The sequence below is a fragment of the Microbacterium sp. NPDC064978 genome (assembly GCF_044543605.1).
GTDB classification, from domain to species: Bacteria; Actinomycetota; Actinomycetes; order Actinomycetales; family Microbacteriaceae; genus Microbacterium; species Microbacterium meiriae.
In genome coordinates, this window is record NZ_JBITWF010000002.1 from 15,766 (window position 1) to 40,071 (window position 24,306).

The following is a 24,306-nucleotide window of genomic DNA, read 5'->3' on the forward strand; positions in this document are numbered from 1 at the left end:
AGGTGTAGTTCAGTCAAGATTGAAACAATGAACACTGAACGAACTGATCAGGTGGAGGCGCGCGCGGCGAAGCACGCTGCGCTGGGTGACCCATCTCGCCTGCGGATCGTCGACCGTCTCACGCTGGGCGACCTCTCCCCCACCGAAATCGGGGTGGCGTTGGGCCTTCCCTCCAACCTCGTCACACACCATCTGAATGTGCTGGAGTCCGTGGGGATGGTCTCACGTTCACGCTCGGAGGCTGACAAACGGCGCAGCTATGTTCACCTGACCGAAACCGCGCTTCGCGGGCTCACTCCCGGCCGAGTGGAGCGCGCGGATCGCGTCGTGTTCGTCTGTACGGCGAACTCCGCCCGGTCGCAGCTTGCTGCGGCATTGTGGTCTACCCGCAGCAGCATCCCGGCGTCATCGGGAGGAACGCACCCGGCCGAGCGGATAGATCCGGGCGCGGTTGCTACAGCCGAGCGCCACGCCCTCGCGCTGCCTACGGAATCACCGCGCGCCCTGACTTCGGTCCTGACCGATTCGGATTTCGTGGTGACGGTGTGCGATAACGCTCACGAAGAACTCGGCGTCTCCGGGCACCTGCACTGGTCGATCCCCGACCCCGTGCGGATCGGCACCGATGACGCCTTCGACACCACTTACGACGAGCTGGAGCGCCGCATCGCGGAACTCGCGCCCCGTCTCGCCGCCAGCTGAAACCCAACCCGGAAGAAAACCCGTGACCGACACCACCCCCACCGTCCTATTCATCTGCCAGCACAACGCCGGCCGCTCACAGCTCGGCGCAGCTCTCCTAGAGCACCTGGCCGGCGACCGATTCCGCGCCACCTCCGCAGGCCTCGCCCCTGCCGACCAAGTGAACCCCGCCGTGGCCACCACAGTCGCAGAACTCGGAATGGACATCACCGCCCGGGCACCTCGCGCCGTCACCATCGACGACCTGGATACTGCCGACATCGTGGTCCTGATGAAGCCCGGACTCACCCTGCCTTCCACCCCCCGCGGCGAAGTGCTGGAATGGTCGTTCCCCAACCCGGAGTCCTGGGACGCCGAAGCAGTGCGCCCGCTGCGCCAAGCCGTATCCGAGAAGATCCAGAGCTCACTTCTCAACCGTTGAGCTGACTGGAGCGGAGCGCCAGAGGTCAGCGAATACGCCTGCCAAAACCCTCTGACGGCTCACGTTTCTGGACCCCATTCAGCGGCTGTACGAGTCATCCCGCCGTACACGATCATTCTCGGCGGGGTCGGTAGCTTCGCCGCCGATCGGTGCTGCGACAGGTTTCATGAGAATCCGCCACCTTCCATGAGAACTGCGACAACATTCGTGAGAAAGTGACGACTTTCGTGAGAAACGACAGGCCTGTCGAAATCTGCTTGATGTCCGATCTCACGAGAGTTGTCGTGAGATCGGATCGCGATCCCGCGAGTTTCCGGGACAGCTGTAGCCGGCACATGGAGCGACTTGCCTCATGACGCTTATCAAAATTCCGACGACGAGAATGATCGACCAAGCTGACTTGCTCGAGAGGCGTTGGAGCCAGTCACCTGTGGCAGGGTGGATCGCCGCAGGGCCGCGGGCATGGGCACCCACTGCACCAGGGGCGCGGTCTAGGAAGACTCTGCTGCGATCGGGATGTCGATATGCCCGCGAGCCACGACGACGTTGCGCTGGATGACGTAGCACTCCACGTAATGATTCCCTCGGAAGGAGGTCACTTCGCGGCGCTCGGTGCCGTGGGTCGGACGGATGATCTCACCGCGTACGTGATCCCGCCGCTCAGCTTCGGCTCCTCGGTTCAGTACCTTCCAACGCACCTCATATGATCCCGGCACGTCGATGTTGTCGATCGCGAACGTAAGTTGTTTCTTTGCGGGCAGTAGCGAGAACAGGTTGAGAAATGAGTTCAGCGAGGTAGGACGGAATCCGTCCTGGGTCACGGTACAGCTGATCTCGACCGAAAAACGGATGTCCACGGGATGGGTGTCCTCGATGAACTCCTCCGTGTCGTTGAACGATCTGGCTGCAAGCGCATTCTCCCCTCCAGCCACTACTGCTGGGACGGACTTTCCGAATACTGCTCTCCACTTCTTGTACTCGTTCTTCTGACCAGCAGCGTCGACCGCCTCGGTGCAAAGCTCAGCGCCGGACGCAGCCTTCTTCTGGAAGCGCTTCTTGACTCGAACGCGCTGACGGCTTCCAAGCGCCAGATAGAAATCGTGGTCCACCTGGTCCGCGAGGTACAGAAGGAAGTCGCGCATCATCTCGCCGTAGGATTCGGGACGTGCCAGAGCGATGTTCCGTCGTAGACGTTAGGAAATTGTACGCAAGGGTGTCTACGAGCAGCCCGCCCATCACGACTCCTTGCTTGTTGCGCCATGCTCGAGCGAGCTTGCACAAGCGTCGCAGATTGCCACTAGTAGCTGAGTCTTCCTCGCTGATTGCGGAGATCTCATCGCGAGGCTTCGTCATCTTCCACGAGTCGCTGTAAGTGTCCGGGTAGTCGAAGGACCCGTCCTCGTTTTCGAACACGGGCTGCACCTCGAAAGTGAAGTTCGAGAACTCCACTACGACGACCAGCCTGTCGACCCCGACAGTCGTCGTCGGATACCGCTTCTGGATCGCAGCGCGGGCGCGCCGCAGCGCTTTGAGCGGCCCGCCTTCCTCCTCGTATGAGGCGCGCAGACTGGACGGCAATATGTACAGGAGGTCAAGGTCCGATATACCTTTGATCGCTGTCCAACGACCGTAGGAACCGACCATCAGCTTGTTCGCCGTGGAGCCGGTCAAGCTGCGGAACTCGCTGTTCAGAGCTTTCGTTACTTCGTCCCGCCGGTCGGCGATGCTCTCAGCAGTGTTGACCCTGAGATTGGTGAGGAGACCATCGAAGATGTCACCGGTTTGCGACATCAGTGCTCCCAATCCTCTCGAAGCGCCTCCGGCAGCATCAAATCGATCTCCTGCGTGCTGAGAGTGAGATCTTCCTTGTCCTTCAGGCCGGATTGAGCCATGGCATACGCCTGCGGTGTCGTTCGCGGGGCGTCCTTCAGCACGGCCTGAGCCGCCTTCTGCAGCTCGTCTCGTTTCTGCCGCGCCTGGTCGAGCGGCAGAGACTCGGACTTCAGGTCCACAATCAGCGACAGATACGACTCCCGCAAGTTCCATAGCAAAGCCGCGGTGTCGCGGTGCTGCTGCATCTCCTCGCCGTATCGGAATGTCCGGTCACCCAGGCTTGCCGCCGTGACTAGCACGGCGATGAAGGAGGTAGCTAGCGATGCCCACTGCGGGTCCAGCAGCAGCCCGAAGAGTGACGCTAGGAACGTCCCCGATCCGACCGCCGTGAGAACGAACTTCCAGACTCTTTGCCTCCGCGAGGACATCGCGCAGATGTCAGCTTGCTTCTCATGGGTCTTCTGCGTGTACGCGATGCGCCCATATAGCTCTCTCACCTGGTTGAGAAGCAAGTCACGACCCGCCTCTGACGGTTCTGTCTCTCGTCGATGCATCTTTCCCCCAGCCCACGGCGACAGTCCGCCGCAAGTGCATGCTAGCGGCGGACACCGACACGGCCCGTTTCGAAGGCGAACCAATGGGCGTAGCTCGGCCGGAACGTTGGGGACGAAGTCCCGCGCAGGCTACGACTCTTTCCGTTCACCCCAGAGAGAAACGACTCTGCATGCCCCGGAATTTACATCCGGCTCACAAGCGCGATCCGTCATGAAGCCTGAGCGAATTCACCGATAGAGGCGACGCAGTCGCGCTACTTCCTCGATTTAGAGAGCTAGCGGACATTCCCGCAACGTCGAGGACGACGAGTACAGTCTGACCCGTGAGCGATTCGTCTGGCCAGCCTCGTGTACGCGGTGTGATTGAAAGCGTCAATGGGCGTGCGAATGGTCGCGGCATCCCTGAGCTCAGCCAGGCCGTTCTTCGTCTGGAGGATGGGTCGACGCTCGAGGTGCGTATGCCGCGGCCATTGGGAACAGAGCGGTATTTTCAGGCGCTCCCTGTCGCGTTCGATTTTGTCGACTTTGGTGTTTGCCCGATCTGCTTCGCGCCGGAGCCGCGAAGCCGAGAGCATGTGCCGCCCCACTCAGTTGGCGGGAGCGTGATCACGATGACCTGTGAAAATTGCAACAACGAGTTCGGCAGCAAGTACGAGCCGCACCTGCGCAATTGGTATGAGAACGCGATCGGGAAGGTACGACTCTCGGGCAAGACCGTTCCCGGCCGCCGCAGCGTTGGCGAGTACCTACTACGCGAGAACGCATCCGGCGGGTTTGTTCTCTTCCAACACGGCAAACACGACCCGGCGGTCTCTCAGATCTTGGGAGAACAGGAGTTCGAGATGAGCTACGAGATTGTCGACGCAACCCGTTCGCACATCGCAGCGGTCAAGACTGCATATTTGGCCGGATGCGTTGCGCTGCACGCGATCCCGCGGACGCCCCGCGCTGATGCGTTGAGAGCTGAGCTCCTCGTTGCCCGAGACGTGCCCCGTGACCAGAAGGCTGAGCTCGGCGACGTAGCGAGGTCCATCAAGGTCGCGCGTTCCGCACACGAACCGAGCCCTGGCGAGATCATCTTGATGGCAGCCTCGGATGAACTAACGGAATCGGCAATGGTGATCAGCTTCAATCGCGTCTTCGCCGTCGATTGGCCGTTCGACCCGATCACGGGATTCACAAGGCGTGTGGACTGATGGCGGCTCAGAACGATCGTCGCGGCCAGAAGAAGGTGGCACCGACGATCGAGCCCGCAAAGATCGTGGAACGCTTTGTTCTGCGTGCGCGACGGGTTGCCGCGCACTCACTCTCGCAGTCGAGGGACCGCCTCCAGGCGTTCGCCAACACCATGATCCGCGGCAACATCGATCTCGCGGGCCGCTTTACCGTCGTAGAGGACCTGCCCGATGAGGAGACCTTCGAGTCTCTCGTCGCTCGCCTGCGCCCGCTCACGGTCGAGTCGGAGCCGATCTTTTACAACCGGGTCCTCGACGCGATCACCGCATTGACTGCCGGGGCGGCATCAGCTTCCGATAGGCAGCGAATCACGGCCCTACGAGCAGCCTGGGGGTCTACGGAAATCCAGGGAACACAAGTCCAGGGATACACCGTTCAGGCGGTCGGACCCGATCATGCACCGACCAGCATCGTCTCGGATACGCAACTTGCGGCAGGCTGGCTCTACGCAGATCTCGTCCACGCGGACCCCCGCGGAGCGAAGGTGGCGGCGCTCGAGCATGATCTCAAGGAGCGCTACACCGCGGCGGTTCGCGTGTTCTCGCGCATCGCAATGCTCACACTCGACACATTGGACCTTGTTCGCGACCTGCAAGAACGATCGCTGATCATGTTGCCTGATGATGCATGGACGTCCGCGGTAAGCGTTCACGAGTCGGAGTCACCGATCGATGTGCGCGTGTTTTACGCCGACACCGGCACCGCGGTCCCTGATCTAGCGGAAGGCAGCGACCTGCCGACCGAATGGTCGCGCTTCACCGTCTCTGACCTGTTCCTGCAGGACCCCGCCAATCAGGTGTCCCTCACCCTTCAGACTGGCGACGAGCATACGAACCTCGAAGCCGCAGTCATGCACCGTCGCCCTGAAGAAGGCGGCGTCGAATGGGACATTTTCGTCGATGGGTGCCTCATCCTCACCTTCGCGTTCACATTCGAGAACGATCGGGCAGTCGCATGCACCCTCGCTGAGGAAAAGTACCTCGAACTCACAAACGCGCAAAAGCTTCGCTCCACACAGCTCGCACGGCGCCTGCACTCAGCAGATCGCGCGGTGTTCGACGTCCCCGGCGGAAACATCACCATCTCGATGGAGGACCTCAGCGCCGAAGAGGAACTCCAGATGCGCGTTATCGAGGAGGCGCTCAGTGATGTGATCGAGATCGAGAGGATCACGGGAAATGAGATCGGAGTCTGCAACGGACGCTTCACTAACCTGGAACGCGTCAGACTGCGGCAGACACGTCTGATCTGGGAAGGCAAAGTCGTCCATGCCCGCCTAAAGAGCGCGACCGTCACCTCACCATCGGGAAATCCACCGCAGGTCATCACCATCAAGGAGGGATCGATCGCGTTCGCCGGGCAACAGATCCCAACGCCCGCGACGCACCTCTGGCATCAGCAGCTCGAGGTGCATCCCACCACGGCGACCGACAGCCCCGGGCACCCGCGCGACTACATCATGAGTCCGCCGCAAGGCGAGCACCTTGTAGCGTGGGCCCCCACACGGTTAGTCCGCTCTGAAACCGAGCCAGTGCTCGCGTCGCCGTGGGATCTCACCGGAATCGATGAAAAGTCGTTCCCGTAGCACCGACGAGTTCGGCACAACGCAGTCGACGCGCCGAGCACGGACAGAGCACCGGCAGCCCATCAGTTCCGTCTCGGCCAGCAAGGCAGGCGCGATCCTCACCAGAACTTTCCTGCACGCGGGCTTCACCAACTACGCCATAGTGGCGGGCTGCAGATGGCGATCGACGCGAAACGCGCCTGTCTCACCTGGAGCCGCCTGCGGAGTTCGCGGTGCCCGCCGAGTGGGAACGCACCTATCGACCACTCGCCGTGAAGACCCCTGCAGCTGGCGAGATCCTCACGCTCACGTACACAGCTGCACCCCGCACTACCCTCCCCAATCAGAAGCGCCCGGGGCGAGGTGCCCGTGCGCAGCCATTGGCGTAGCGGTCAGCCTGCACTCTCGAAGGCCGCGAAGCCCCTAGAGCTTCCCAGCGAGGACCATCGCGCGCATCGCGATCTTGCCGGCATTCATGATCCCGTATCGGTCTTCGACCCGCGCGGCGAGCTCGTTCACGGATTCTCCTGCTTCCGCGGCACCGAGCACGCTGCCGAGCAGCACCGATTGATCGTAGACATCTCCGCCGGGGGCTAGGAACTGCGCCATCAGCTCTTCGGTGGGAGTGAGGGGTTTCCCGCGCAACGGAGTGCTCACCTTCCATCGAGCATCCAGGCGGTTCAGCGAGTACCACTTCGCTCTCGACCGGACGGAGCTCGGCGATAGTTTGACGCCACCTTTCCCCGACGTCACGGCTGCGCGAGCCCAGATATTTCCCCCCGCTCCTTGAGGCTTCTGGAAGGTCATGTCGCTGCGCGCGATGACGGCCATCGGCTGCAGCATCAGGGTAAAGACGCAGGAGTCATGGACCTCGAGCCGGATCCGGCTTTCGTCCTCTCCCCAGCTGCCGCCTACCAGCTGACCCGACACTCGCAAGTCCTCCGCACCCTTCGAGCTGAAGAGCAGCGCCGGGCTGAGTACCGTCACCGGGGTTCGGCCCTTGTTGATCACTGTGATGACAGCGACATCGAGTGCGGGACCGTCCAGTCTGTATGGCATCCGCCAGTCGATGGCATCGGGGTTCTCCATATCTGCCGGAGAGGCACGTACCATCCGGAGGCCATCGGTTCGGCCGAGCTCGAGCTGCACCTTCAGGATGCTGCCGCCCCATACCCACTCCCGGACAGCCCAGAAGAGTGCCACAGCCGCGACGACCAGGATCCCCACCTGCACCAGGTCGGCAAGAGGATTAGGGGCCGGCGCGACGCAGGCGAGGGCGGCTAGATAGATCACGTGGCCTCCTGGCGGTCACGTGATCTTACCGAGGCCGACGCTCTGCGCTTCTCCGGACATGTTCGGCACGGGTCACTCGTAAGGGAGGGCGCTTCGCACAATCTTCAACGCTCCTGCTCGAGCAGCCTCGGCGAGCACCCTGCCGTGAAACAGTGGCCCTGTTCGGTACATTGATGCGACCGACTGGATCTGTCACGTATTGAATCGTCTCGCCTCGAAAGACCACGAATGGAGCCCCCATGGCCCAGGACTACCCGCTCGAGGAACTCAGTCCGCGCGCTTTCGAACAAATGACGATCGCCGTGTGTGAGGAGGTGTTCGGTCCAGGGCTTGAAGCCTTCGGGGCGGGGCCGGACGGGGGGCGCGAGGCCACCTTCCGTGGGCTCATTCGGTGGGGCACCGAGCCTGACGATCCGAACGTGTGGGATGGGTACACGGTGATCCAAGCGAAACAGCGCGAGCATCACTCCGTCGATCCCGCTAACAACCTCTCTTGGCTTCTCAAGCAGATCGACGCGGAACTCGAGAAATGGCTGGACATGTCCAGCACCCGGGCTTCAGTCCCGGACCACCTCCTTTTCGTCACGAACGCCCGCATCTCGAGTGCGCCGGGCGCCGGCATCGACCGCCTCACCGCGCACCTTGCCAAATGGTTGGACAACCCCGCGTCCGGCGACCCGAGAGTCACCCTGCGAAAGCGCGGCCTTCGACAGATCCGGGTGTGGCACCGAGACAAAGTCAACTCTCTTCTCACCGCGCACGGATCCGTGCGCAACGGGTTCAGGGCTCTCCTCACCGTGGGTGACCTGCTCGAACGCCTCACTCAGATTTCCGACACCTTGAGGCCCGACGAGCTGCATCCCTTCTTACACACCCACGCGGGAGCGGCGCTGTCCGCCGAACGCTGGGTCCATTTTCAAGAAGCTGGCGGCAGCGACCGCGAGTCCGTCGAGCAGATCGTCATCGACCTGAAAACTACCGACGAAGACGCAACGGAGTCTACGGTCCTCTCCGAGATCTTCACCCGGTCAAGCGCTGTGCTGAAACCCATGATGGCCGATCGGGTGGAGCGCCCCCACGTCGTCATAACCGGACGAGCAGGAAGCGGCAAGAGCACCATCACGAAATTCGTCACGCAGGCATTTCGCTCACAATTTGCGGCAGAAGAGTCTCTGCCACCCACCGCTCGGCACGTCCGCGAAGCAACCGAGGCAGCATTCCGCGGCCTCGGGACGGATGGTCCTACCGGGCGGCGATGGCCCGTGCTCATCAGGCTCACGGATTTCGCTGCGGCCATCGGGCCGAGCGGCGACCTCATGCTGCTCCGATTCCTCGCCGACACGATCTCGCGCCGGGCCGACATCGACATCAAACCGAACGTCCTCAAACGGTGGCTCACCTCCTGGCCGTCGATCATCATCCTCGACGGGCTCGATGAAGTGACCGCGCTCGAGGTCCGCCCACGAGTGCTCGACGCGATCACCTACTTTGTGGAAGACCTCGAGAACAGCAACGCCGACCTCCTCTGCATCGTCACCACCCGCCCCTCCAGCGACGCGGAACGATTCATGCCCGAACGATTCCGTCAACTTAACCTCACCTCCCTCGATCGGGAAACAGCAGAACGCTACGGGCGCATGGTCACTCAACGGCGCCTCGCCGACGATCCGGACCGCCGAGACCCACTCCTCGCGTCCCTGGAACGTCAGTTCTCACTGAGCACGATGCAACGCCTCATGAAGACTCCGCTCCAGGTACTGATCATGACGATCATCCTGGAGCGAGTCGGAACACTGCCCTCGGACCGCTACCAGCTCTACTCCCAGTACTTCGACACGATGTACACGCGCGAAGCAGGAAAACCCACCACCCTGGCACCCCTCCTCGCGTCACAGAATCACGCCATCATCTATCTGCACGAAACGGTCGGCCGGGTCCTCCACATCAAGGCGGAAACTTCCGGAGGCGAAAAATCGGTGATGCCCCGCGGGCAGATGCGCGAGCTTCTCGACGCCCGACTCACCGAACTCGAACACGACACAGACCGCCTCCGAACCCAGATCGGGGACCGGATCATGCAAGCCGCAACCGAACGGCTCGTCCTCCTCGTGCCCGCCGAAGACGACGGGTTCGCCTTCGAAGTCCGCAGCCTTCAAGAACTCATGGCTGCTCGGTCACTCGTGAAAACCAACGACGCCAACCTTCGCACGCGGCTCATCGCCCTCGCCCCCAGCCCGCACTGGCGCGCAACCTGGGTGTTCATGGCCGGATACGTATTCTCCAACGGCACCGACGAACAACGAGAAATGATCGTCCACATCGTGGAGAACGTCGACATCGGCGAGACGTGGCCCGGCTGGTTGAGCCCGATCGGCCCCGAACTCGCCGCTGCCCTCCTCGACGATGGCCTCGCCACCCAGACACCTAAATGGCTGCGCCGACTCGTCCAAGTCGCCCTCCGAGCATTGACCGGCCCGGCACCACGCAACATGCAGGCGTTCGCGGACGGCCTCACCGCAGCAGCCAGCGCCGATTCCACCACACGAAGCCTCATTCGCAACACACTCATCCAGGCCCTATCCGGGACTCCACGAGCAAGTCACACCGCCCGGTTCCTCCTCGCGATGACCAAGCTCGACGCAGGGATCAGTCAGGCAGCGCTCCGGGACGCCACAGAACCGATCTTGTCGAGAACCTCCGAGACCTTCGACTGCCTCGGCACCGTCCTCGAAGACCACATCTCGTCGCTGCCAGAACCCGGCGACGCGGTCGTGGCCCTCAGACCCCTCCTCGATGCTTTGAACTTCTACCACGCACCACCGTTCGGCAGCGGCGAGGTCGGCGTGACCCTCGTGCACAACGACACCGTCACCGACAATTCGACCGCGCAACTGATCGACGACCCACACACCGCCGCACTCCTCGAAGTCCTCATCGCCTCTCTCCCCCTCGAGAGCTGGCGCGTCCCGCACGGGGTGTCTGTCATCTACGAACGCGGCGCCGGCCGCCGCCCCGTCTCCGACCAACTCGACTGACCGTCACGAAACTGCACGCGAACCCCAACCGCCGCGCGCGCCGCACACATGCACGGAGACGAGTGGAGATGAAGTCGGCCATTTCGGGCTGTTCCCCACTTCGGCGACGCGGGTCGTGGTGCCGATCTTGCCGCTGGGCCTGACCAGACCCCGCTCAGCAGCCGGTGGCGACACCGACCGGAGACTAGGGACGCTTCTTCGACCCAATCGACTTGAGCCCGCGGCGTCCACGGAGTAGACCGAGGTCCCGTCCTTGGTGCGGTCGTTCGAGCCGGCTCAACACAGCGTGTTGGGTCTCTGGCGTCCAAAAGATCGTGAGGCGCTCTCGAGCTCGGGTAACCGCCGTGTAGAAGATGCTGTGTGAGAAGCGGTCCTCGTTGGCGTCGGTGATCACAACCTTCACGGAATCGTACTCGAGACCTTGCGCCTTGTGGATGGAAACCGCGTAGGCGACTTGGAACGGAACCGTCTTGCTATTGGACTCGTCCTCCTCGTCGGTACTCCCCTGCTCCGAAACGGAGAAACGGACCGTCGAGCCGCCGAGCCACTGCAATCCGGAGACTCGCGCGACATCAAATGCCGTGAGTATCCGATCTAACTCGATGTCAAACTGGATCTGACCGGGGAAGGTTTCGATTCCAACAATCGTTCCTTTGAGGTTGTTGTAGATGACTCCTCTGAATCGCGAGGTGTCCCCGAATAAGACGGGGTCGCCGATCTTGTACGTTGAGACGCCCCAAACGGTCGCTTCGCCAGGATTGCCGCTCTGGAGGAACCGGTTGATGTTGTTGATGCCGTATAGGCCGTCGTAGTTGAGGCACAGGATGATCTCTTGGTCATTGCGCGGTGCGAAGAGGGTCTCGTCGAGCACGGCTGAGTAGCCGTAGTGAGCCAGCAACTCTTCGATGTTCGGCTCGATGCCGCGCACGGCATCCCAGAACTTCAGTAGCTGGGCGCTCTTCGTGCGGTAGGGGCTGGTGAGCTCGAACACCGAGGAGTCCGGCAGGAACGCCGGAGCCAACGTGAACCAGTTGCCGAATTTTATTGATTCGATCTGGTAACTGTCCCCGACAAGAACAAGTAGTTCGAACGACGTCCGCCGTAGCACCTGGAGGAGATCGTCGTTGCTGACGATGCTGCACTCGTCAATGAACAGCACGTCAAATTCGGTGCCGGTGTCGTTCCAGAGGTGGCTCGCGATCGTTCGAAACGTGGAGTTCTGGGCACTGACGCGCCGCTCAAGGTTGTTCTTCGCCGGATTGGTGTGCGCCAGGAACAACTTCCTCTTGTCGTTGAAAAAGTGAGCGATGTGGTCGATCATCGTCGACTTTCCCGTGCCGGCTGCACCGTAGATCAAGGCGACCTGGGAACTCGCGAACAGTGCTTTGAGCGCTGCCTCTTTCACCGGATCATCCACGTTCACCGTCGGCGTCTCCTCAAGCCATCGCTCGACCGCCTCGGTATATCCGCCGATCCCAGATTTGGCGTGGGCCTGAAGTTCTTCGATGATCTCGACCGAGTCGTCTTCGTACTCCTGGACGAAGACGTGCTTCTTGTCGTGGACGAGGTCCCGCGCCGGGCGGTGCCCGTGCCAGAGCTTGCTGTTGAAGGTCGCGATCAAAGCGTCAATGTCGCCGAAGCGCTCAAGCTCCTCATCGGGTGTGTAGAGCATGCCGTGCTGCTCGACGTTGTTCTTTACACGACGAGCAAGCAGCTCGTGGACGCGGTCACGAGTGTCCAGACTTTCGACCAGGTCGGAGAACGTGACGTTGTGCTTTTTCGGCGAGGTGCAGAAGGGCATTGAATCGAATGGCTTGCATCCGCGATCCAGGTTGAGATTCGAAAGCAGGCTAGAGGTTTGAGAGCTGTACTGCTGCTTGAGGATCAGGTTATTCATCCTGAGCATGAGGTAGCGGATCATGTTGTGCCCGGGGCGATGGCGGGAAATCAGATCGCGGGCCCTCTCAAGCACGGGAAAGATCGCCGCCTTCTGGACGCGCCGCGTGGCATCCTCTCGTAGCCCCGCAAACCTAGTGTCAGGAAGCGCGACGACATCGAGGAGTCCAGTCTCCGTTCGAGTCAAATACTCCATAAGCACGCGGTACTCACTGGACCCTGACGATACCTTCGACGCCACTCCGAACAACCGAGCGAAGTTGTCGAACTCGCACGGACGAATCGAGACCTCCCAGTCCGTGATGATGGTGATCGGCATCGTCTGGCCGAGCACGTCGATGGCTTCGGAAACCACGGTAAGGTTCGCCGCGTACTTGTCCGTCATCTCGATGTCCGTGAAGGCAATGATTCGGTCGACCTTCTGCAAGTGATCAGTCGTCGCGCGGAAGACTACCTCGTAGAGAATCCGCCCCTTCGTGAAGATCGGCCGGATTCGATGGACGTAGTACCGGTTCCGAACACCTCCTGGTGTCGGATTGGCGCGGACGGCATCGATCCGGGCGGCGATCTTGCGGTGGTACTCGCGAAGTGAAGGATCGAGGTTGACCGGAAAATCCTCCAGATTATTGAGCGTCTCAATCTTGCAAGCTGCCCGCAGCAGCAGGCGTAGCCTGATGAGGTACTCGTAGTACTTGAGCATCAGCCGCTCGGAGGTGTCACCATCCATCGTGTAGTGCGACACGCTCTCCTGTAGCAATTTGTGGAAACGGTGCAGGAACTGAACGCGCTTCGGCGCTGACCCGATGGCGACCAGCGCCGCCTGAATCGCGTCGTAGTCGTAGTCAGCATCAGCACGGCCCGTGTGAAGGCGAACCGCTGCTCCCTCTACGAGATTTCGAAGGTGTGACAAAACCACGAGCGACATAAGTGCACGATCGCCTTTCAGCGCAGCGATGCTGTCACAGATGGCACGATCGGCGCTACGGATCTGATCATCGACTGTTCTCATCGCCGCCCCCTTGCAAGCCTCGTCGTGTCCAACCTGTGGCTCGTGCCAGAGCGCTGGGATGGATCGCTGTACGCTCAAAGTACCGCGCGTGGTTGCAGTACGTCACGAACTAGCCGAGTTCCGTCCAATCTTCAGCACGTACCTCGGCAGCCGAGCTACGCTCGAGCACTTCATAAATTGACGAGCCACCCCTACATCCGGCATGTACCCCACCGACCAAGCGCACGAGGCTCTCAACGCACGCGGCTTCTCCCACCCGAAGGAGACACTCCGGCGCATCACTCGGCACCCGGCGTCGCTGACCACTCACGCTTAGCCACTTCCACCTCAAACTCAAGGGGGTCGTAAGCTCGCGCTATGACGATCTCGGAGCCTTCGTCGGACACGTCAAGGCGGCTGCACGTCCAAACCCCCGAGCACTTACGGGGAGATGCCTGATCATGGATAGACGCTCGCATCAGCGCTCCGCACTGCTTGTGCTCGACGTCGATGGCACGATCTCCAGGATCCACCGCGAGGAAGAGCGCACGCTGCACCAGAACGCACAAGGCTGGCGCTCCTGGATGACGGTCGACGATGACCTCGTGGACGCGCTTGACGATCTCGCACTGCGAGCCGACGTGCAGTTCGCGTGGTTGACGACTTGGCCGCGCGATCAGGTCGGCTGGTTGATCCGCGAGCCGTTACGCGGCAAGCTCAATGGCCCTTACGTGCCCTGGCAAAACTGGCCAAAGAGTGGATGGCGGACGATGAGCCTCATCTCGCACATCCGGCAGACGGGCCCAGATGCGGTCGTGTGGGCAGACGATCGAGCTCCCGAGGACGCTGAGCAACGGCTAACCGCGATGACGGAGGTCCCATCGCTGGTCGTCCGCCCCGACAAGTTCGTGGGCCTCACCCTTGCCGATGTTGGGCAAATTGATCAGTTCCTAGACGAGCAGCTCGTAGTCTGAACGTCCGCCAGGCAGGGCGGCCCTCATTCGGATGCTTCCCCGGCCTTGGCACGAGCGTGAGACGCGCAGAGTGCCCACACCCACATTCGGATCGTGTAGGTCCTCGCCGGTGCCCCGCATTCTTCGCAGGTCCTCGTGCTCTCCCACTCAGCAGCAAGGATGGCGTCGCTGAACACTTCGTTGTAGTCGTAGACGTCGTCGGATGCACGAGCGTAAAAGCTGAGAGAGCCAAACTTTGATTTGATCTGCTGAACGACGTAGCCCGGAGCGATCGCCGCGAGCTTTCTGTCAAGCCGGTCGAGAAGCGGGTACCAGCCGGAGCTCACATCGATGAGCTCAGGCCAGCCAGGTTCGATGCGAGCAATGATCCGCCGAAGCCCCGGCGGAGCGTTCTCAGTCATATCGTCCCCTCCTGATCGACGTTCTCCGCTCTAGACGACTCGAACGGGCTAGTGGTGGCTCACGGGTACATCGGCTCGATGGGAGCCTACGTACCTTCGTTCGTTTCGTCAGCCACCTCCAGCGGTTCCGCAAGCAGGACCAGTGTGGAATGCTTCGAACCGTTACGGGCAACTAGGGACGCTCGGGACTGTTGCCGCCGTCGAGAATGCTCACGGAACGCGCGCCCTACGCGCAGACTGCGCATCACGGCCCTGTCGAAGCTAATCATTCCTCGACGACGCCACTCGATAGCGGCGTGACCTCGAAATCCCGTGACCGCCCGTCGGCGCTCCATGAACTCGAGTTCTGGGAAAGGACCCGGCAATCCACCGGTGTCGGGCAGCAGGTGGGTGAAGAGTTCGGCGAACGTCGGACCGAGGCCCGTGCGGCGTCGAGTCTGCGCGATGAAGATGGCGGCAGCCAGCGCCCATTCCTCCGCGGTGTCATCGCCGGTGAACTCTTCGAACATGTACACCCATTCTGTAGGCGGCGGACTCGTGATGTCCTGCCACCAGATCGGGAACGCCTCACACATGACGCACACCATCACATTTCGCGGTCGCATGCACGGGCCGATCCCGCGGCGCGACCGCCAGTCACCGGGATGGGCAGCACACGTGCAGGGAGTAGCGGAGCAATCCGACGAAGATGATGATTGTTTCGTATGGCCTCCCAAATTATGCCATATCGATTAGGCCAAGCATGAGAGCCCGGATCTAGACGCTTGGAAGGTGCGCCAGCGGAACGACGACTTGGAAGCAGATTGGGATGCGTTCGCGCAGCGCTTCGCCACTTCCCTTCGCACTGCTCGCCACAAAGCCAATCTGAGCCAGGAAGACGTGGCCTACCGCGCCGGGCTGACCCGGTACACGTATCAGAAGTACGAGAAGGGCGAATCACGCCCCGGCCACCCGGCTAACCCGACGTTGCGAACTCTCCTGGCTCTCACCCAGGTGCTCGGCATCACCTTGACCGATCTGGTCCCGGGGAACGCTCCCGATCTTCGAAGTCGCTGAGCGCTGTTCAGGCCCCTGCGTGACCCACGGTGCATCGTCGGCCCAGCCGGGAACGATGCGCCGGGATACGACCCGAGATGCAGGTGCCGCACGCACAGAACGCTCCAGGATGTCCGCTCTTCTGCCGGAGCGCGTGATGTGGCGCAGGAGAACCGCTTTCTCACGGTAGGACGCTTCCGCGACCCCCTTCTCAAATGGCGTTTTCGATACCGTCGCCCCGCTCGACTTCGGCATTCGGATCGCGGTGTACATCGCGGCGCGGTGAACCGCTACGACCGTGGCTGCGGTCGATTCCAGTTCCGCCGTCCGGCTTCCACCTCCAATGCCTACGACGAGCCCGATAAGCCCTTCGACCTGCTGGGAGTCGCTCTCGGCGAGTGCAAACAAGCTGAGCGTGACGTCAGGGTGCGTTAGCGTCACGAGCAGGTCAACTGCCGGCGCATACGAGCACGAGGCTCGGAGCCAGCGCGCGTCAGGTCGCTCTTGCCAGCTGTCGATGATCAAGCGCAGGGCAAGGTCGTATTCGCCCGTGTGCATCGTCACTCCACGTCTCCAAAGGACTCCTGAAATCGACTGTTCGGCGCGATGGCACGCCGACGGGGTGGACAGGAGTTCATCTTCACCGAGGAAGTGCCATCGACGGTGGCGAATGCAAAACCCACCTCCCCTACTGAACACCTCAGTCGGGTTTCCGTCGCTGCATACCAAGCACGCGGAGCGAGCGCGATCAACAACTTCGCACGTGGCGCAGCGTCGAAGCATCCACCGAACGTGGTGGCAGCGCCGATACAGACGGAAGCGTGCGCGCTCCTTGGCGAAGTACCCGGGAGGCAGCGCACCGATTGCCTCAGTCGCAGATGTGAATCGAGCGTTGGTCGAGCTCGACCTGTTGGCACCAACCGTCCGCTCCAAATAGTGGGTGAGCGCGCTGAGATCGAGCGAGTTGGCGACGGCCAACCTAGCCAGGAAACCGGCAGGCGTCTCCCCGGGCAGCGGAATCACACGACAGGGAAGAGTTCGCATGCCTACCTCGACCTCAGTTCCACACGATGGTTCAGCACATGCGCCCTGATCGCCTTGACCCTCGGAAGCATGCGCCTGGCAGCGGGCGTAAGCACGCAGCCGCCTTGCGTCGCGACCGCGGACCTGCCGATCCAGAGTTCCCGTCCCTGAATTCTCAGGCTGTCGAAGATGCCGTCCACGGCGCGATGCCCTAGAGAGTGCGCGGCGACTACGCGATCGAACAGCATTGCCAGTGCGTACCCACCGAGACCCTGCGACATCAGAACGTTCGCGAGACGAGCGTCAGTGAGCCGCGCAGTGAGCGCGATTCGCCGCGGAAATTGAAGAATCTCGTCATCCAGAAGTTCAGCTGCGCACCCACCTTCGAGATTTCGCAGTCGCAGCAACTCCGCGGCCGCATCAACTTCGGGTGACCGATACGGCACACCTCGAAGAGTGAGAGTTCCATTCAGCAGGCGTTGCGCGAGCAGGTGCTTGTGCCTCCCCGGCAGGGGAATATCTCGGCCGCTTCCGTGCCACCTCCGGTGTCGCACGCAGACCGGACCGTGCATACGCGCGACTGTGACCTGATCGCCTCGGGCGCACCGTCTGCAGAGAGCCACAGCTGCCGGAATCATGCGACAACTCGGGCATTCGACTTGACGCGTGGCGCCACCATGTCCACAGGCGCGACCGCCGGCTTCGCGGAGCAATGCACCATCCGGAAGCCCACCCAACGCCTCGATCTTCCGGAGGGCGCTTCTCGGTGTCACCCGAATTGGGAGGGTTCGATCCTCGCGTCGCAACGCCAACCAGAGGTCCTTTTCGCCGATTGCATTTGCGGCGCAAAGCCGCGCCCAGTAGCTCGCCGCCGTTTCTCCCGGATACAGGCGAACGGAAGTCGGAAGCCCGGGACGCGAGGTCATGCCGCACTCACAGGCGTTCGCGATCGTCGCGGCTTGCTTGTGTGGAGCGTTGCGGCCGTCTGACGGCGGGCAAGATCGCGTTCAAATGCGGCCGAATCGAGCTTCTCGGTTCCGTCGTCCATCGCGCTCAGGGCAGCGAACTGCAAGAGGTCCTTGAGCAGTCCGATCTCCCCGCCCGTCAGCGCGTGCAGTGTCGGCGCCGCGGACAGAATCGATCCTGGCCGTTGCTCTGCTAGACACAGTGAGCTCTCCATGGCGAGAAGCAGATCACCCCAGCGAGCCTTCTCCGCGGTCGAGATCAAAGGAAATGGTAAGGCCACGTGCACTTCGAATCGCTTCCCGATCTGCCCACCACGTGAGCCGTCGAGAAGTCCGGTCCCCTCAACTGCGATTCCGGCGTAGACGAACGTGCCTCCACATCGCTCGGAAAGCTGCTTGAGCATGTCTGATGCCTCGACGTTCTGCCGGTACTTCAGATCGAGGTGATGCACGTCATCGACCAAGACAAGTTCGGTGGAGCATCTGCGCAGGGCGTTCGAGACCGCTTCCAGCAGGTCCCCGTAGGTCATCCTGCTGAGAACCGGGAGACCAAGGAATCGGGCGAACTCATGCATCAGAGCTTTGGCTGAGCACTGGGCGGGTACCGCGACATACACGACTGGGAGCATGCCCGGCCCCGCAGCCGGGTGGCCGGTGTCTCGCCGCCTGCGTTCGTGTGCTCTACCGATCTCGACTAGCGAAGTAGTCTTGCCCTGGCCTGGCTCCCCCGAGAGGATCAGGCCTAGCTTCCCGACTCGTCGGTAGGCGTTGAGCATGACGCGATCCCGCACGGCTCGCTGGAAGGCTTCGAACTGCGGTGTCCGCACGAAGGCGCCTGCCTGCGAGTATTGAGCTCGTCCCTGGTTGTATAACGCGCGGTCCCCGAAGCTCATGGCCCGAAGCTCCTCGGATGTGACCGGCGCCGGGCGCTCATACGCGGTGTCGACGTGCTCGCGCCAGCCTTCCTTGGTCGCGATCTCGATCATTCGTCGATCCTCCGCCGCACCTCGTCGAGCCTGTCTCCGATGAGAGGGAAGCCACCGGTGTTAGGCCATTCCTCAGTAGAGGTGGTCTCGATGGACGAATTGTCATCGTCAGCAGGTCGTTTCTCGTCCTCGATGCCCTTCACACTGGTGAAGTTCATCGGATCTTCAGCGATCGCTGCCAATCGAGCGCGCTCTCGCCCGCTTCGCTTCTGACCGTTGCTTCGAGGGGCCGGATTCCCTTGACCGGCGAACGCCTTGATCGCCATCGCAAGCTCGCGACGTTCAGCATCGAGATCCGCGACACCACCGGAGCGCGACGTGCGAGCGTACCGCCAGACATCACCCAGCATCGGGAGTTCATGGACCTGATTGGACCATCTCAGAGGGATGAACTCGCCGTCCCGCTCGAGCCAGACGACGTGCAGATTGTAGGGGTCTACGCGGATCGGCCATCGGCCGTTCCGCGCTTTGTCAGGAGACTTGCGCCTCCACAGGCCTTTGAGCCGCTCGGAGTTGTAGACGCGGTTATCGATGCGCACGCCGTAGCGGTTCAGAACTCGGTAGTCCACAGGTAGCAGCGCGATGTAGTCGTCTCGCGTCAGCGGTACGTGGAGTTCGGGCACGTAAGCGCGGAACGCGCGACACATCTCGTTCGGCGACAACTTGATGCGCGGATGCAACGGGTCCCGCAGTCCGTCATGCGGACGATTCTGCCACTCGACCGCGATCCAGTCCTCTAGGAGCTCCTGGGCCTGTGCGATCGTCAGTAGTTCGTCGGATTCCGTGTCTGTGTCGCGCCCGCGATGTTCGACGCTGCGGCCGACATATCCCTTCACATGCTGCAGCAGCATTGAGTTGATTGCCCCGAACGCTCGCTCTACGTGCGGTTTGTCCGTTGGTGTGTGCGGCGCCGAGGTGATCAGCGAGATATTCAAGGTTTCACACGCAGCGCGGAAATGCCGCGACAAATAGTTTCGTCCGCGGTCGGTGGTGATCGTGTCCGGAAACACATACGGCTGCGCGATACGCAATCGCTCAAATCGCTCCTGATCGATCAGTTGATCGTCAGCCCATGCCGTCGAAATCAGCTGTCGGGTCTCGCGAACCCCTTCCATACGCCGGCCATAGGGCACCAGGGCCCGTGCAAGGACAGCCACCAGGTCGACGCTCTTCGTCCCTTCGGGGCGGAGCATCGCGGCAAGAATCGAGCGCGTTGCGACGTCAAGGAGAATCGTCAGTTCGGGCCGGCCGACGGTTTCGTCATCGATCCGCAACATGACATCAATCCGCGTGGAGTCCATCTCGACCAGTTCGCCGGGACGCAGTGCGGTGCGAGTGCCGAATGTGCCGTCGGGTTGAAGCGCAAGCGACTCGCGAGTCTTGGCCGAACCGAAGGTGAATTGCCCGTGCTCGTCTGCTTCGAGAAGTCGGAAGAACGTCGCTCGGCTCGGCAGCTTCACCGCATCGCCGTGGAGACGTTCGACGCGCCTCATGATTTGTTCGATCGCTGTAGTTCGACTCACAGTCGAGGCGCGGCTCTTTCCTCCGAGTACGTGGTTGATGGCCTCGACGAGGCGTGGATCCCATGTGCTCTTGCGTGGGGAGCCTTTGCCTGCAGTGGTCGTCCCCTGCTCTCGGAACGCTTTAAGCCGACGCTCCACGGCGCGCGTGGAGACAGTTCTACTTAGGCGCACCTCCAGCCACTCGCGCTCTGCTTCAACAGCCTTCCCGACCCCGATCTCTTCTCGGGTCGCCTCGATACGTATGCAGGATTGCAGCCACGCATCCATGTCCGGCGTGATGTCCTGCACCTGCAGAGGAAGGTTCAGCAGACCTGAAGTGTCGCTAGGCACCGGTGTTGCATCATGTCGAAGCTCGTCGAGAGCGACTTCGACCTCACTTCCGTCCTCATCTCGGAGCATCGCCGAATCCTTCTCGATGAACAAGACCGAGAACTTGCGTTGACGCCACGTGAGCGACCCGCCAACTACAACCCGCATTACACGCTCCTTTGCCACACGATCGTTCTGATGTTGAGGGCTTGATCGAGATCTGCCTCGAGCGCCCCTGACCAGAGGTGCGCGTAGCAGTGTGCGAAGCCCTCGGATCCGACGCCGAGCAGCGCAGCTACCTCAGCCAGGGGCAGCCCATCTTCTGGGAGCATTGGCAGTTCTTCGCTGCTCGCCCAGTCTCGAAACGGGCCCAGGAATCGGAGGTTGGCCTCGCGGACTACCGATTCCGCGTCATAGACGACATACCGCCAGCCGCGCTCAGCGGCGAACACCGCTGTCATGTCGAACTGTCTTCTGACGTCGTCCTTGATCTGAGTCGCCGGCTTGACGTCCATCAGCACGGCGTGCCCGTCGTCCAGACGCACGAAGTAGTCCGGGCAGTGCTCGCGCGGGCCGTCGGGTGTGGTCCATCGGATCCACATGGGCTGGCTGGCGATCGCAACCACGCCCGGGGTGCGGTCCAATTCGATGAGGCAGCCCCGCTCCGTCAGCGACTCGAATCCGACAGACGCGCCAAGCGCACCCATCCAGTGGTAGCCGTCGTAATGACGCTTGAGCCGCCAACTGGGAAAGTTCCGAACGGGATCGCCTCGTTCGAAGGGCACGCTGTCGCAGTCGACGGCGTCGAGCTCTAGTTGCACGCCATCGAGACGGTACTCAACGCGAGCTCGCGTCCGGTTGGCTTTAGTGGTGGGAGGAACAGGCCACTGCTGAGTCAGGTCCATAGGGATCCAATCGACATCGACGGATACTTCCTATTCGGCAGTCAGCCTCTCTCCTGGGGAGCGGTACTGGCCTATGTCCTGAGCCCTGACAAAGATGCCCCGACTGGGGATCTGCTCACGGGCAGACTATGTCCGGCACCCAACGAGGCTGGTCGACACGCCGCTCTTCCGACACGTCTAGTGAGACTCCGACACTTTCGTGAGACTCTCCGACAGCCTTCGTGAGACTCCGACACTTTTCGTGAGATCGGACACATCGTCGCGGGGGGCCTGCCATTTGTGATCAAACCGTTGCATTCGTTACCTCGCCGTTATACAGTGATCGCACGGTGAATGTTTGCTGTGGCATCCACCGCATGTGATTGCAGGACACTCTTGGTGCAAGGGACAAGGGCCGGTCGGGAGCCTCTCCGACCGGCCCTTTACTGCGCCCGGTACTCTGTGAGGATGACCGATCGGAAGCTCGCGCTGGAGGCCTGGGAAAGCCTGTTCCGCGCGCAGCACGAACTGTTCACCGAGATGGCAGCCGACTTCGACACCGGCGACATCACGCAGGCCGAGTACGACGTGCTGCTCACCGTCACGCGCTCGCCGGAGATGACCGCCCGCCTGCGCGACATCACCGCCAACATGCTCATCAGCCAGCCGAGCGTCTCCCGCCTCGTCGACCGGATGGTGACGCGGGGACTGGTCGCGAAGTGCGCCGACCCGGACGACGGCCGCGGCGCCCTGATCCGCGCGACGGACGAGGGCGCCCGGGCCTTCCGAGCGCTCGCGACCGTGCACGGCCGGTCGATCGCCGACCGGATGTCACGCCTCGACGACGAGGAGCTGCGCCTGCTGCGCGACCTCGCGGAGAAACTCCGCACCCGCTGACCGCTCCCCTCCTCCGCAGGCAGGGCGGCGGGAGGAACGCCCACCGATACCGGCATGATGGCGCCCGACGCGGTGGCGGGCGTCTCTTTTCTGGCAGGGTGGGTTGCGCACGCCCACATCGACCGTGGGCATATCGGACCGCCCCCTCGGGGGGAACCAGGGAGGTCATCCATGGAGATCGCCGGAATCATCGGCATCCTCACCATCGTCGGGATCGCGGTCGTCGCCGCGATCGTCGTCCTGCTGATCCTGCTGCTGTTCGCACGCAGCTGGATCAAGGTCGCTCGTGCCGACGAAGCGCTCGTCATCTCCGGACGCAAGCAGAAGGTGCAGCGTGCCGTCATCGGCGCCGACGGCACCAGCAGCTCGGAGATGACGGAATCGCCCGTCACGGTCATCGTGAACGGGAAGTCGCTCGTCAACCCGATCACCCAGCGCCACGAGATCATCTCCCTCCGCTCACGGCAGGTGTCGCTCAACGCCGAGGCCCAGTCGCTCGACAACGTGACGCTCAACGTCGACGGCGTCGCCATCGTCAAGATCGGCTCCGACCCGCTGCTGGTGCGCCGGGCCGCCGAGCGCTTCGCCTCCCAGGACAAGGCCATCGAGCAGTTCACCACCGAGCAGCTCGAGGGCGCCCTGCGCGGCATCGTCGCGACGCTCTCCGTCGTGGAGCTCATGCGGGAGCGCAAGAAGTTCTCCGACCAGATCGCCGCCGACGTCTCCCAGGAGCTCGCCGAACAGGGCCTCATCCTCGACTCCTTCCAGATCAAGGGCATCACCGACAAGGTCGGCTACATCCAGTCCCTCGGTGCGCCGGAGATCCAGGCGAAGCGTCAGGCCGCGGAGATCTCGCAGACCAACGCCGACCGCGCGATCAACCAGAAGAACATCGCCAACCAGGAGGCGAACCTCGTCGAGCAGACCGCTCTCGACACCAACACCGCCAACGCCAACGCCGGCATCGGCCGGGCCCGCGCCGAGGCGGAGCAGGCAGAGCAGCTCGCCCGCGCCCAGGCCGAGCAGGCCGTGCTGCAGCAGCAGGCCGAGAACAAGCAGGCGCAGCTCGACGCCGACGTCAAGCGCGTCGCGGACGCCCAGCGGTACGAGGCGGAGACCCGCGCGCAGGCCGAGCTCTACACGCGTGAGCGGGCGGCCGAGGCGGCGGCGATCGAGCAGGTCAAGCAGGCCGAGGCGCGCACCCGCATCGCCGAGCAGCAGGCGCAGGCCGACAAGGCGCGCGCCGACGGTGAGGCTGCAGCCGCGATCGCGAAGGCGACCGGTGACGCGGATGCTCTGCGCGCCCAGGCGGAGGCCGAAGCCGAGGCCCGTCGCCTCCGCGCCAACGCCGAGGCCGAGGCGATCCGCGCCGAGGGTGAGGCCCGTGCAGCCGCTGTCGAGGCCGAGGCCAAGGCCATCGCCTCCAACCAGGATGCCTTCCTCTCGCAGCGCGTGCTGGAAGTGCTGCCGTCGATCATGTCGGAGTTCGCGAAGGGCTACGCCGCCATCGGCAGCGTCTCGATCGTCGGCGGGTCCGCCGAGGACGGCGCGTCGAACGTCGTGGGCGCCGACAGCGCGAAGGCCATGCGCTCGGTGTTCGACAGCGTGCACTCCGCAACAGGCCTCGACCTGGCCGGAATCATCCAGGGGCAGGCCGTCGGTCGCGGCTTCGGAGCCGGAGTCGCCGAAGCGTCCGCACCGGCCCCTGCGCCGCGCACGCCCGCACCGACCACCCCGCCGCCCCCCGCTCCTCCGGCTCGCGACGCGGAGTAAGCAGCACAGGACAG

20 protein-coding genes and 1 pseudogene are annotated in these 24,306 nt (G+C 62.5%); 9 read left to right on the forward strand and 12 right to left on the reverse strand.

Translation table 11 applies throughout. The annotated features are described in order from the left end of the window. Positions 1-27: 27 nt before the first annotated feature. Positions 28-702, forward strand: coding sequence for a helix-turn-helix domain-containing protein (locus ACIGJI_RS07040; protein ID WP_363444625.1), 675 nt, complete (start codon positions 28-30; stop codon positions 700-702). Positions 703-724: 22 nt separating this feature from the next. After that, on the forward strand, positions 725-1,123 hold the full coding sequence (locus ACIGJI_RS07045; RefSeq protein WP_259953528.1) for a low molecular weight phosphatase family protein: 399 nt from the start codon (positions 725-727) through the stop codon (positions 1,121-1,123). Positions 1,124-1,614: 491 nt separating this feature from the next. Here ACIGJI_RS07045 and ACIGJI_RS07050 read toward each other — a convergent pair whose 3' ends face one another. The 3 genes and pseudogenes from ACIGJI_RS07050 to ACIGJI_RS07060 all read right to left on the reverse strand — a co-directional run bounded on the left by ACIGJI_RS07050 (position 1,615) and on the right by ACIGJI_RS07060 (position 3,468). Then, the gene (locus ACIGJI_RS07050) at positions 1,615-2,268 is read right to left on the reverse strand and encodes a hypothetical protein (RefSeq protein WP_050304882.1); all 654 of its coding nucleotides are present in this window, start codon (positions 2,266-2,268) and stop codon (positions 1,615-1,617) included. Between the two features lie 229 nt (positions 2,269-2,497). Further along, positions 2,498-2,914, reverse strand: a pseudogene (locus ACIGJI_RS07055) (nucleotidyltransferase); the annotation flags it as partial. Then, positions 2,914-3,468 (reverse strand): SLATT domain-containing protein, encoded by a 555-nt coding sequence (locus ACIGJI_RS07060; RefSeq protein ID WP_197073244.1) that lies wholly within the window; start codon positions 3,466-3,468, stop codon positions 2,914-2,916. The pseudogene ACIGJI_RS07055 and the gene ACIGJI_RS07060, both read right to left, overlap by 1 nt. A 365-nt stretch (positions 3,469-3,833) precedes the next feature. Between ACIGJI_RS07060 and ACIGJI_RS07065 the strand changes: the two genes are divergently transcribed. Further along, positions 3,834-4,706: an HNH endonuclease gene (locus ACIGJI_RS07065; RefSeq protein ID WP_153243569.1), complete on the forward strand. Its 873-nt coding sequence runs from the start codon at positions 3,834-3,836 to the stop codon at positions 4,704-4,706. After that, entirely contained in the window at positions 4,706-6,331 is a 1,626-nt protein-coding gene (locus ACIGJI_RS07070) for a hypothetical protein (RefSeq protein WP_046746362.1), read from the forward strand. Before ACIGJI_RS07065 ends, ACIGJI_RS07070 begins: the two co-directional genes overlap by 1 nt. Before the next feature lie 402 nt (positions 6,332-6,733). Here ACIGJI_RS07070 and ACIGJI_RS07075 read toward each other — a convergent pair whose 3' ends face one another. Then, complete coding sequence (locus tag ACIGJI_RS07075) at positions 6,734-7,603, reverse strand: hypothetical protein (protein ID WP_259953529.1); 870 nt, start codon at positions 7,601-7,603, stop codon at positions 6,734-6,736. Positions 7,604-7,842: 239 nt separating this feature from the next. On the opposite strand from ACIGJI_RS07075, the gene ACIGJI_RS07080 reads away from it, so the two are divergent. Next, positions 7,843-10,638: an NACHT domain-containing NTPase gene (locus ACIGJI_RS07080; protein WP_046746359.1), complete on the forward strand. Its 2,796-nt coding sequence runs from the start codon at positions 7,843-7,845 to the stop codon at positions 10,636-10,638. Positions 10,639-10,822: 184 nt separating this feature from the next. Here ACIGJI_RS07080 and ACIGJI_RS07085 read toward each other — a convergent pair whose 3' ends face one another. Continuing rightward, the gene (locus tag ACIGJI_RS07085; RefSeq protein WP_062635597.1) at positions 10,823-13,543 is read right to left on the reverse strand and encodes an ATP-dependent RecD-like DNA helicase; all 2,721 of its coding nucleotides are present in this window, start codon (positions 13,541-13,543) and stop codon (positions 10,823-10,825) included. Between the two features lie 476 nt (positions 13,544-14,019). On the opposite strand from ACIGJI_RS07085, the gene ACIGJI_RS07090 reads away from it, so the two are divergent. Beyond that, the gene (locus ACIGJI_RS07090; RefSeq protein ID WP_045264198.1) at positions 14,020-14,496 is read left to right on the forward strand and encodes an HAD domain-containing protein; all 477 of its coding nucleotides are present in this window, start codon (positions 14,020-14,022) and stop codon (positions 14,494-14,496) included. A gap of 23 nt (positions 14,497-14,519) precedes the next feature. On the opposite strand, the gene ACIGJI_RS07095 is transcribed toward ACIGJI_RS07090, so the two are convergent. Both ACIGJI_RS07095 and ACIGJI_RS07100 read right to left on the reverse strand, forming a co-directional pair. Then, positions 14,520-14,897 carry a hypothetical protein gene (locus tag ACIGJI_RS07095; protein WP_045264199.1) on the reverse strand — a complete coding sequence of 126 codons (378 nt, stop codon included), beginning with the start codon at positions 14,895-14,897 and terminating at the stop codon, positions 14,520-14,522. Positions 14,898-14,983: 86 nt separating this feature from the next. Further along, on the reverse strand, positions 14,984-15,406 hold the full coding sequence (locus ACIGJI_RS07100) for a hypothetical protein (protein ID WP_156149170.1): 423 nt from the start codon (positions 15,404-15,406) through the stop codon (positions 14,984-14,986). Positions 15,407-15,668: 262 nt separating this feature from the next. Here ACIGJI_RS07100 and ACIGJI_RS07105 point away from each other — a divergent pair, with 262 nt between their 5' ends. After that, positions 15,669-15,953: a helix-turn-helix domain-containing protein gene (locus ACIGJI_RS07105; protein WP_197073245.1), complete on the forward strand. Its 285-nt coding sequence runs from the start codon at positions 15,669-15,671 to the stop codon at positions 15,951-15,953. On the opposite strand, the gene ACIGJI_RS07110 is transcribed toward ACIGJI_RS07105, so the two are convergent. From ACIGJI_RS07110 to ACIGJI_RS07130, 5 genes are all read right to left on the reverse strand, one after another. After that, positions 15,834-16,496 (reverse strand): hypothetical protein, encoded by a 663-nt coding sequence (locus tag ACIGJI_RS07110; RefSeq protein ID WP_045264201.1) that lies wholly within the window; start codon positions 16,494-16,496, stop codon positions 15,834-15,836. The two genes, ACIGJI_RS07105 and ACIGJI_RS07110, sit on opposite strands and share 120 nt — an antisense overlap. A 482-nt stretch (positions 16,497-16,978) precedes the next feature. Further along, a complete protein-coding gene (locus ACIGJI_RS07115; protein WP_153243565.1) occupies positions 16,979-17,881 on the reverse strand; it encodes a TniQ family protein in 903 nt (300 codons plus the stop codon). Continuing rightward, positions 17,878-18,906: an ATP-binding protein gene (locus ACIGJI_RS07120; protein WP_045264203.1), complete on the reverse strand. Its 1,029-nt coding sequence runs from the start codon at positions 18,904-18,906 to the stop codon at positions 17,878-17,880. Before ACIGJI_RS07120 ends, ACIGJI_RS07115 begins: the two co-directional genes overlap by 4 nt. Further along, the gene (locus ACIGJI_RS07125; RefSeq protein WP_052748609.1) at positions 18,903-20,906 is read right to left on the reverse strand and encodes a Mu transposase C-terminal domain-containing protein; all 2,004 of its coding nucleotides are present in this window, start codon (positions 20,904-20,906) and stop codon (positions 18,903-18,905) included. The genes ACIGJI_RS07120 and ACIGJI_RS07125 overlap by 4 nt, the downstream gene beginning before the upstream one ends. Next, positions 20,906-21,643: a TnsA-like heteromeric transposase endonuclease subunit gene (locus ACIGJI_RS07130; RefSeq protein WP_082066568.1), complete on the reverse strand. Its 738-nt coding sequence runs from the start codon at positions 21,641-21,643 to the stop codon at positions 20,906-20,908. The genes ACIGJI_RS07125 and ACIGJI_RS07130 overlap by 1 nt, the downstream gene beginning before the upstream one ends. A gap of 447 nt (positions 21,644-22,090) precedes the next feature. Between ACIGJI_RS07130 and ACIGJI_RS07135 the strand changes: the two genes are divergently transcribed. After that, on the forward strand, positions 22,091-22,519 hold the full coding sequence (locus tag ACIGJI_RS07135) for a MarR family winged helix-turn-helix transcriptional regulator (RefSeq protein WP_025104537.1): 429 nt from the start codon (positions 22,091-22,093) through the stop codon (positions 22,517-22,519). Between the two features lie 171 nt (positions 22,520-22,690). After that, on the forward strand, positions 22,691-24,292 hold the full coding sequence (locus ACIGJI_RS07140) for an SPFH domain-containing protein (RefSeq protein ID WP_363444639.1): 1,602 nt from the start codon (positions 22,691-22,693) through the stop codon (positions 24,290-24,292). Positions 24,293-24,306 lie beyond the last annotated feature (14 nt).

Bases quoted from the DNA above. Each gene is read 5' to 3' on its own strand.
- ACIGJI_RS07100 (WP_156149170.1), bottom strand. From the start codon at position 15,406: ATGTTCGAAGAGTTCACCGGCGATGACACCGCGGAGGAATGGGCGCTG.
- ACIGJI_RS07130 (WP_082066568.1), bottom strand. From the start codon at position 21,643: ATGGACCTGACTCAGCAGTGGCCTGTTCCTCCCACCACTAAAGCCAAC.
- ACIGJI_RS07080 (WP_046746359.1), top strand. From the start codon at position 7,843: ATGGCCCAGGACTACCCGCTCGAGGAACTCAGTCCGCGCGCTTTCGAA.
- ACIGJI_RS07040 (WP_363444625.1), top strand. From the start codon at position 28: ATGAACACTGAACGAACTGATCAGGTGGAGGCGCGCGCGGCGAAGCAC.
- ACIGJI_RS07140 (WP_363444639.1), top strand. From the start codon at position 22,691: ATGGAGATCGCCGGAATCATCGGCATCCTCACCATCGTCGGGATCGCG.
- ACIGJI_RS07095 (WP_045264199.1), bottom strand. From the start codon at position 14,897: ATGACTGAGAACGCTCCGCCGGGGCTTCGGCGGATCATTGCTCGCATC.
- ACIGJI_RS07135 (WP_025104537.1), top strand. From the start codon at position 22,091: ATGACCGATCGGAAGCTCGCGCTGGAGGCCTGGGAAAGCCTGTTCCGC.
- ACIGJI_RS07050 (WP_050304882.1), bottom strand. From the start codon at position 2,268: ATGATGCGCGACTTCCTTCTGTACCTCGCGGACCAGGTGGACCACGAT.
- ACIGJI_RS07120 (WP_045264203.1), bottom strand. From the start codon at position 18,906: ATGATCGAGATCGCGACCAAGGAAGGCTGGCGCGAGCACGTCGACACC.
- ACIGJI_RS07125 (WP_052748609.1), bottom strand. From the start codon at position 20,906: ATGCGGGTTGTAGTTGGCGGGTCGCTCACGTGGCGTCAACGCAAGTTC.
- ACIGJI_RS07070 (WP_046746362.1), top strand. From the start codon at position 4,706: ATGGCGGCTCAGAACGATCGTCGCGGCCAGAAGAAGGTGGCACCGACG.
- ACIGJI_RS07085 (WP_062635597.1), bottom strand. From the start codon at position 13,543: ATGAGAACAGTCGATGATCAGATCCGTAGCGCCGATCGTGCCATCTGT.
- ACIGJI_RS07115 (WP_153243565.1), bottom strand. From the start codon at position 17,881: ATGACCTCGCGTCCCGGGCTTCCGACTTCCGTTCGCCTGTATCCGGGA.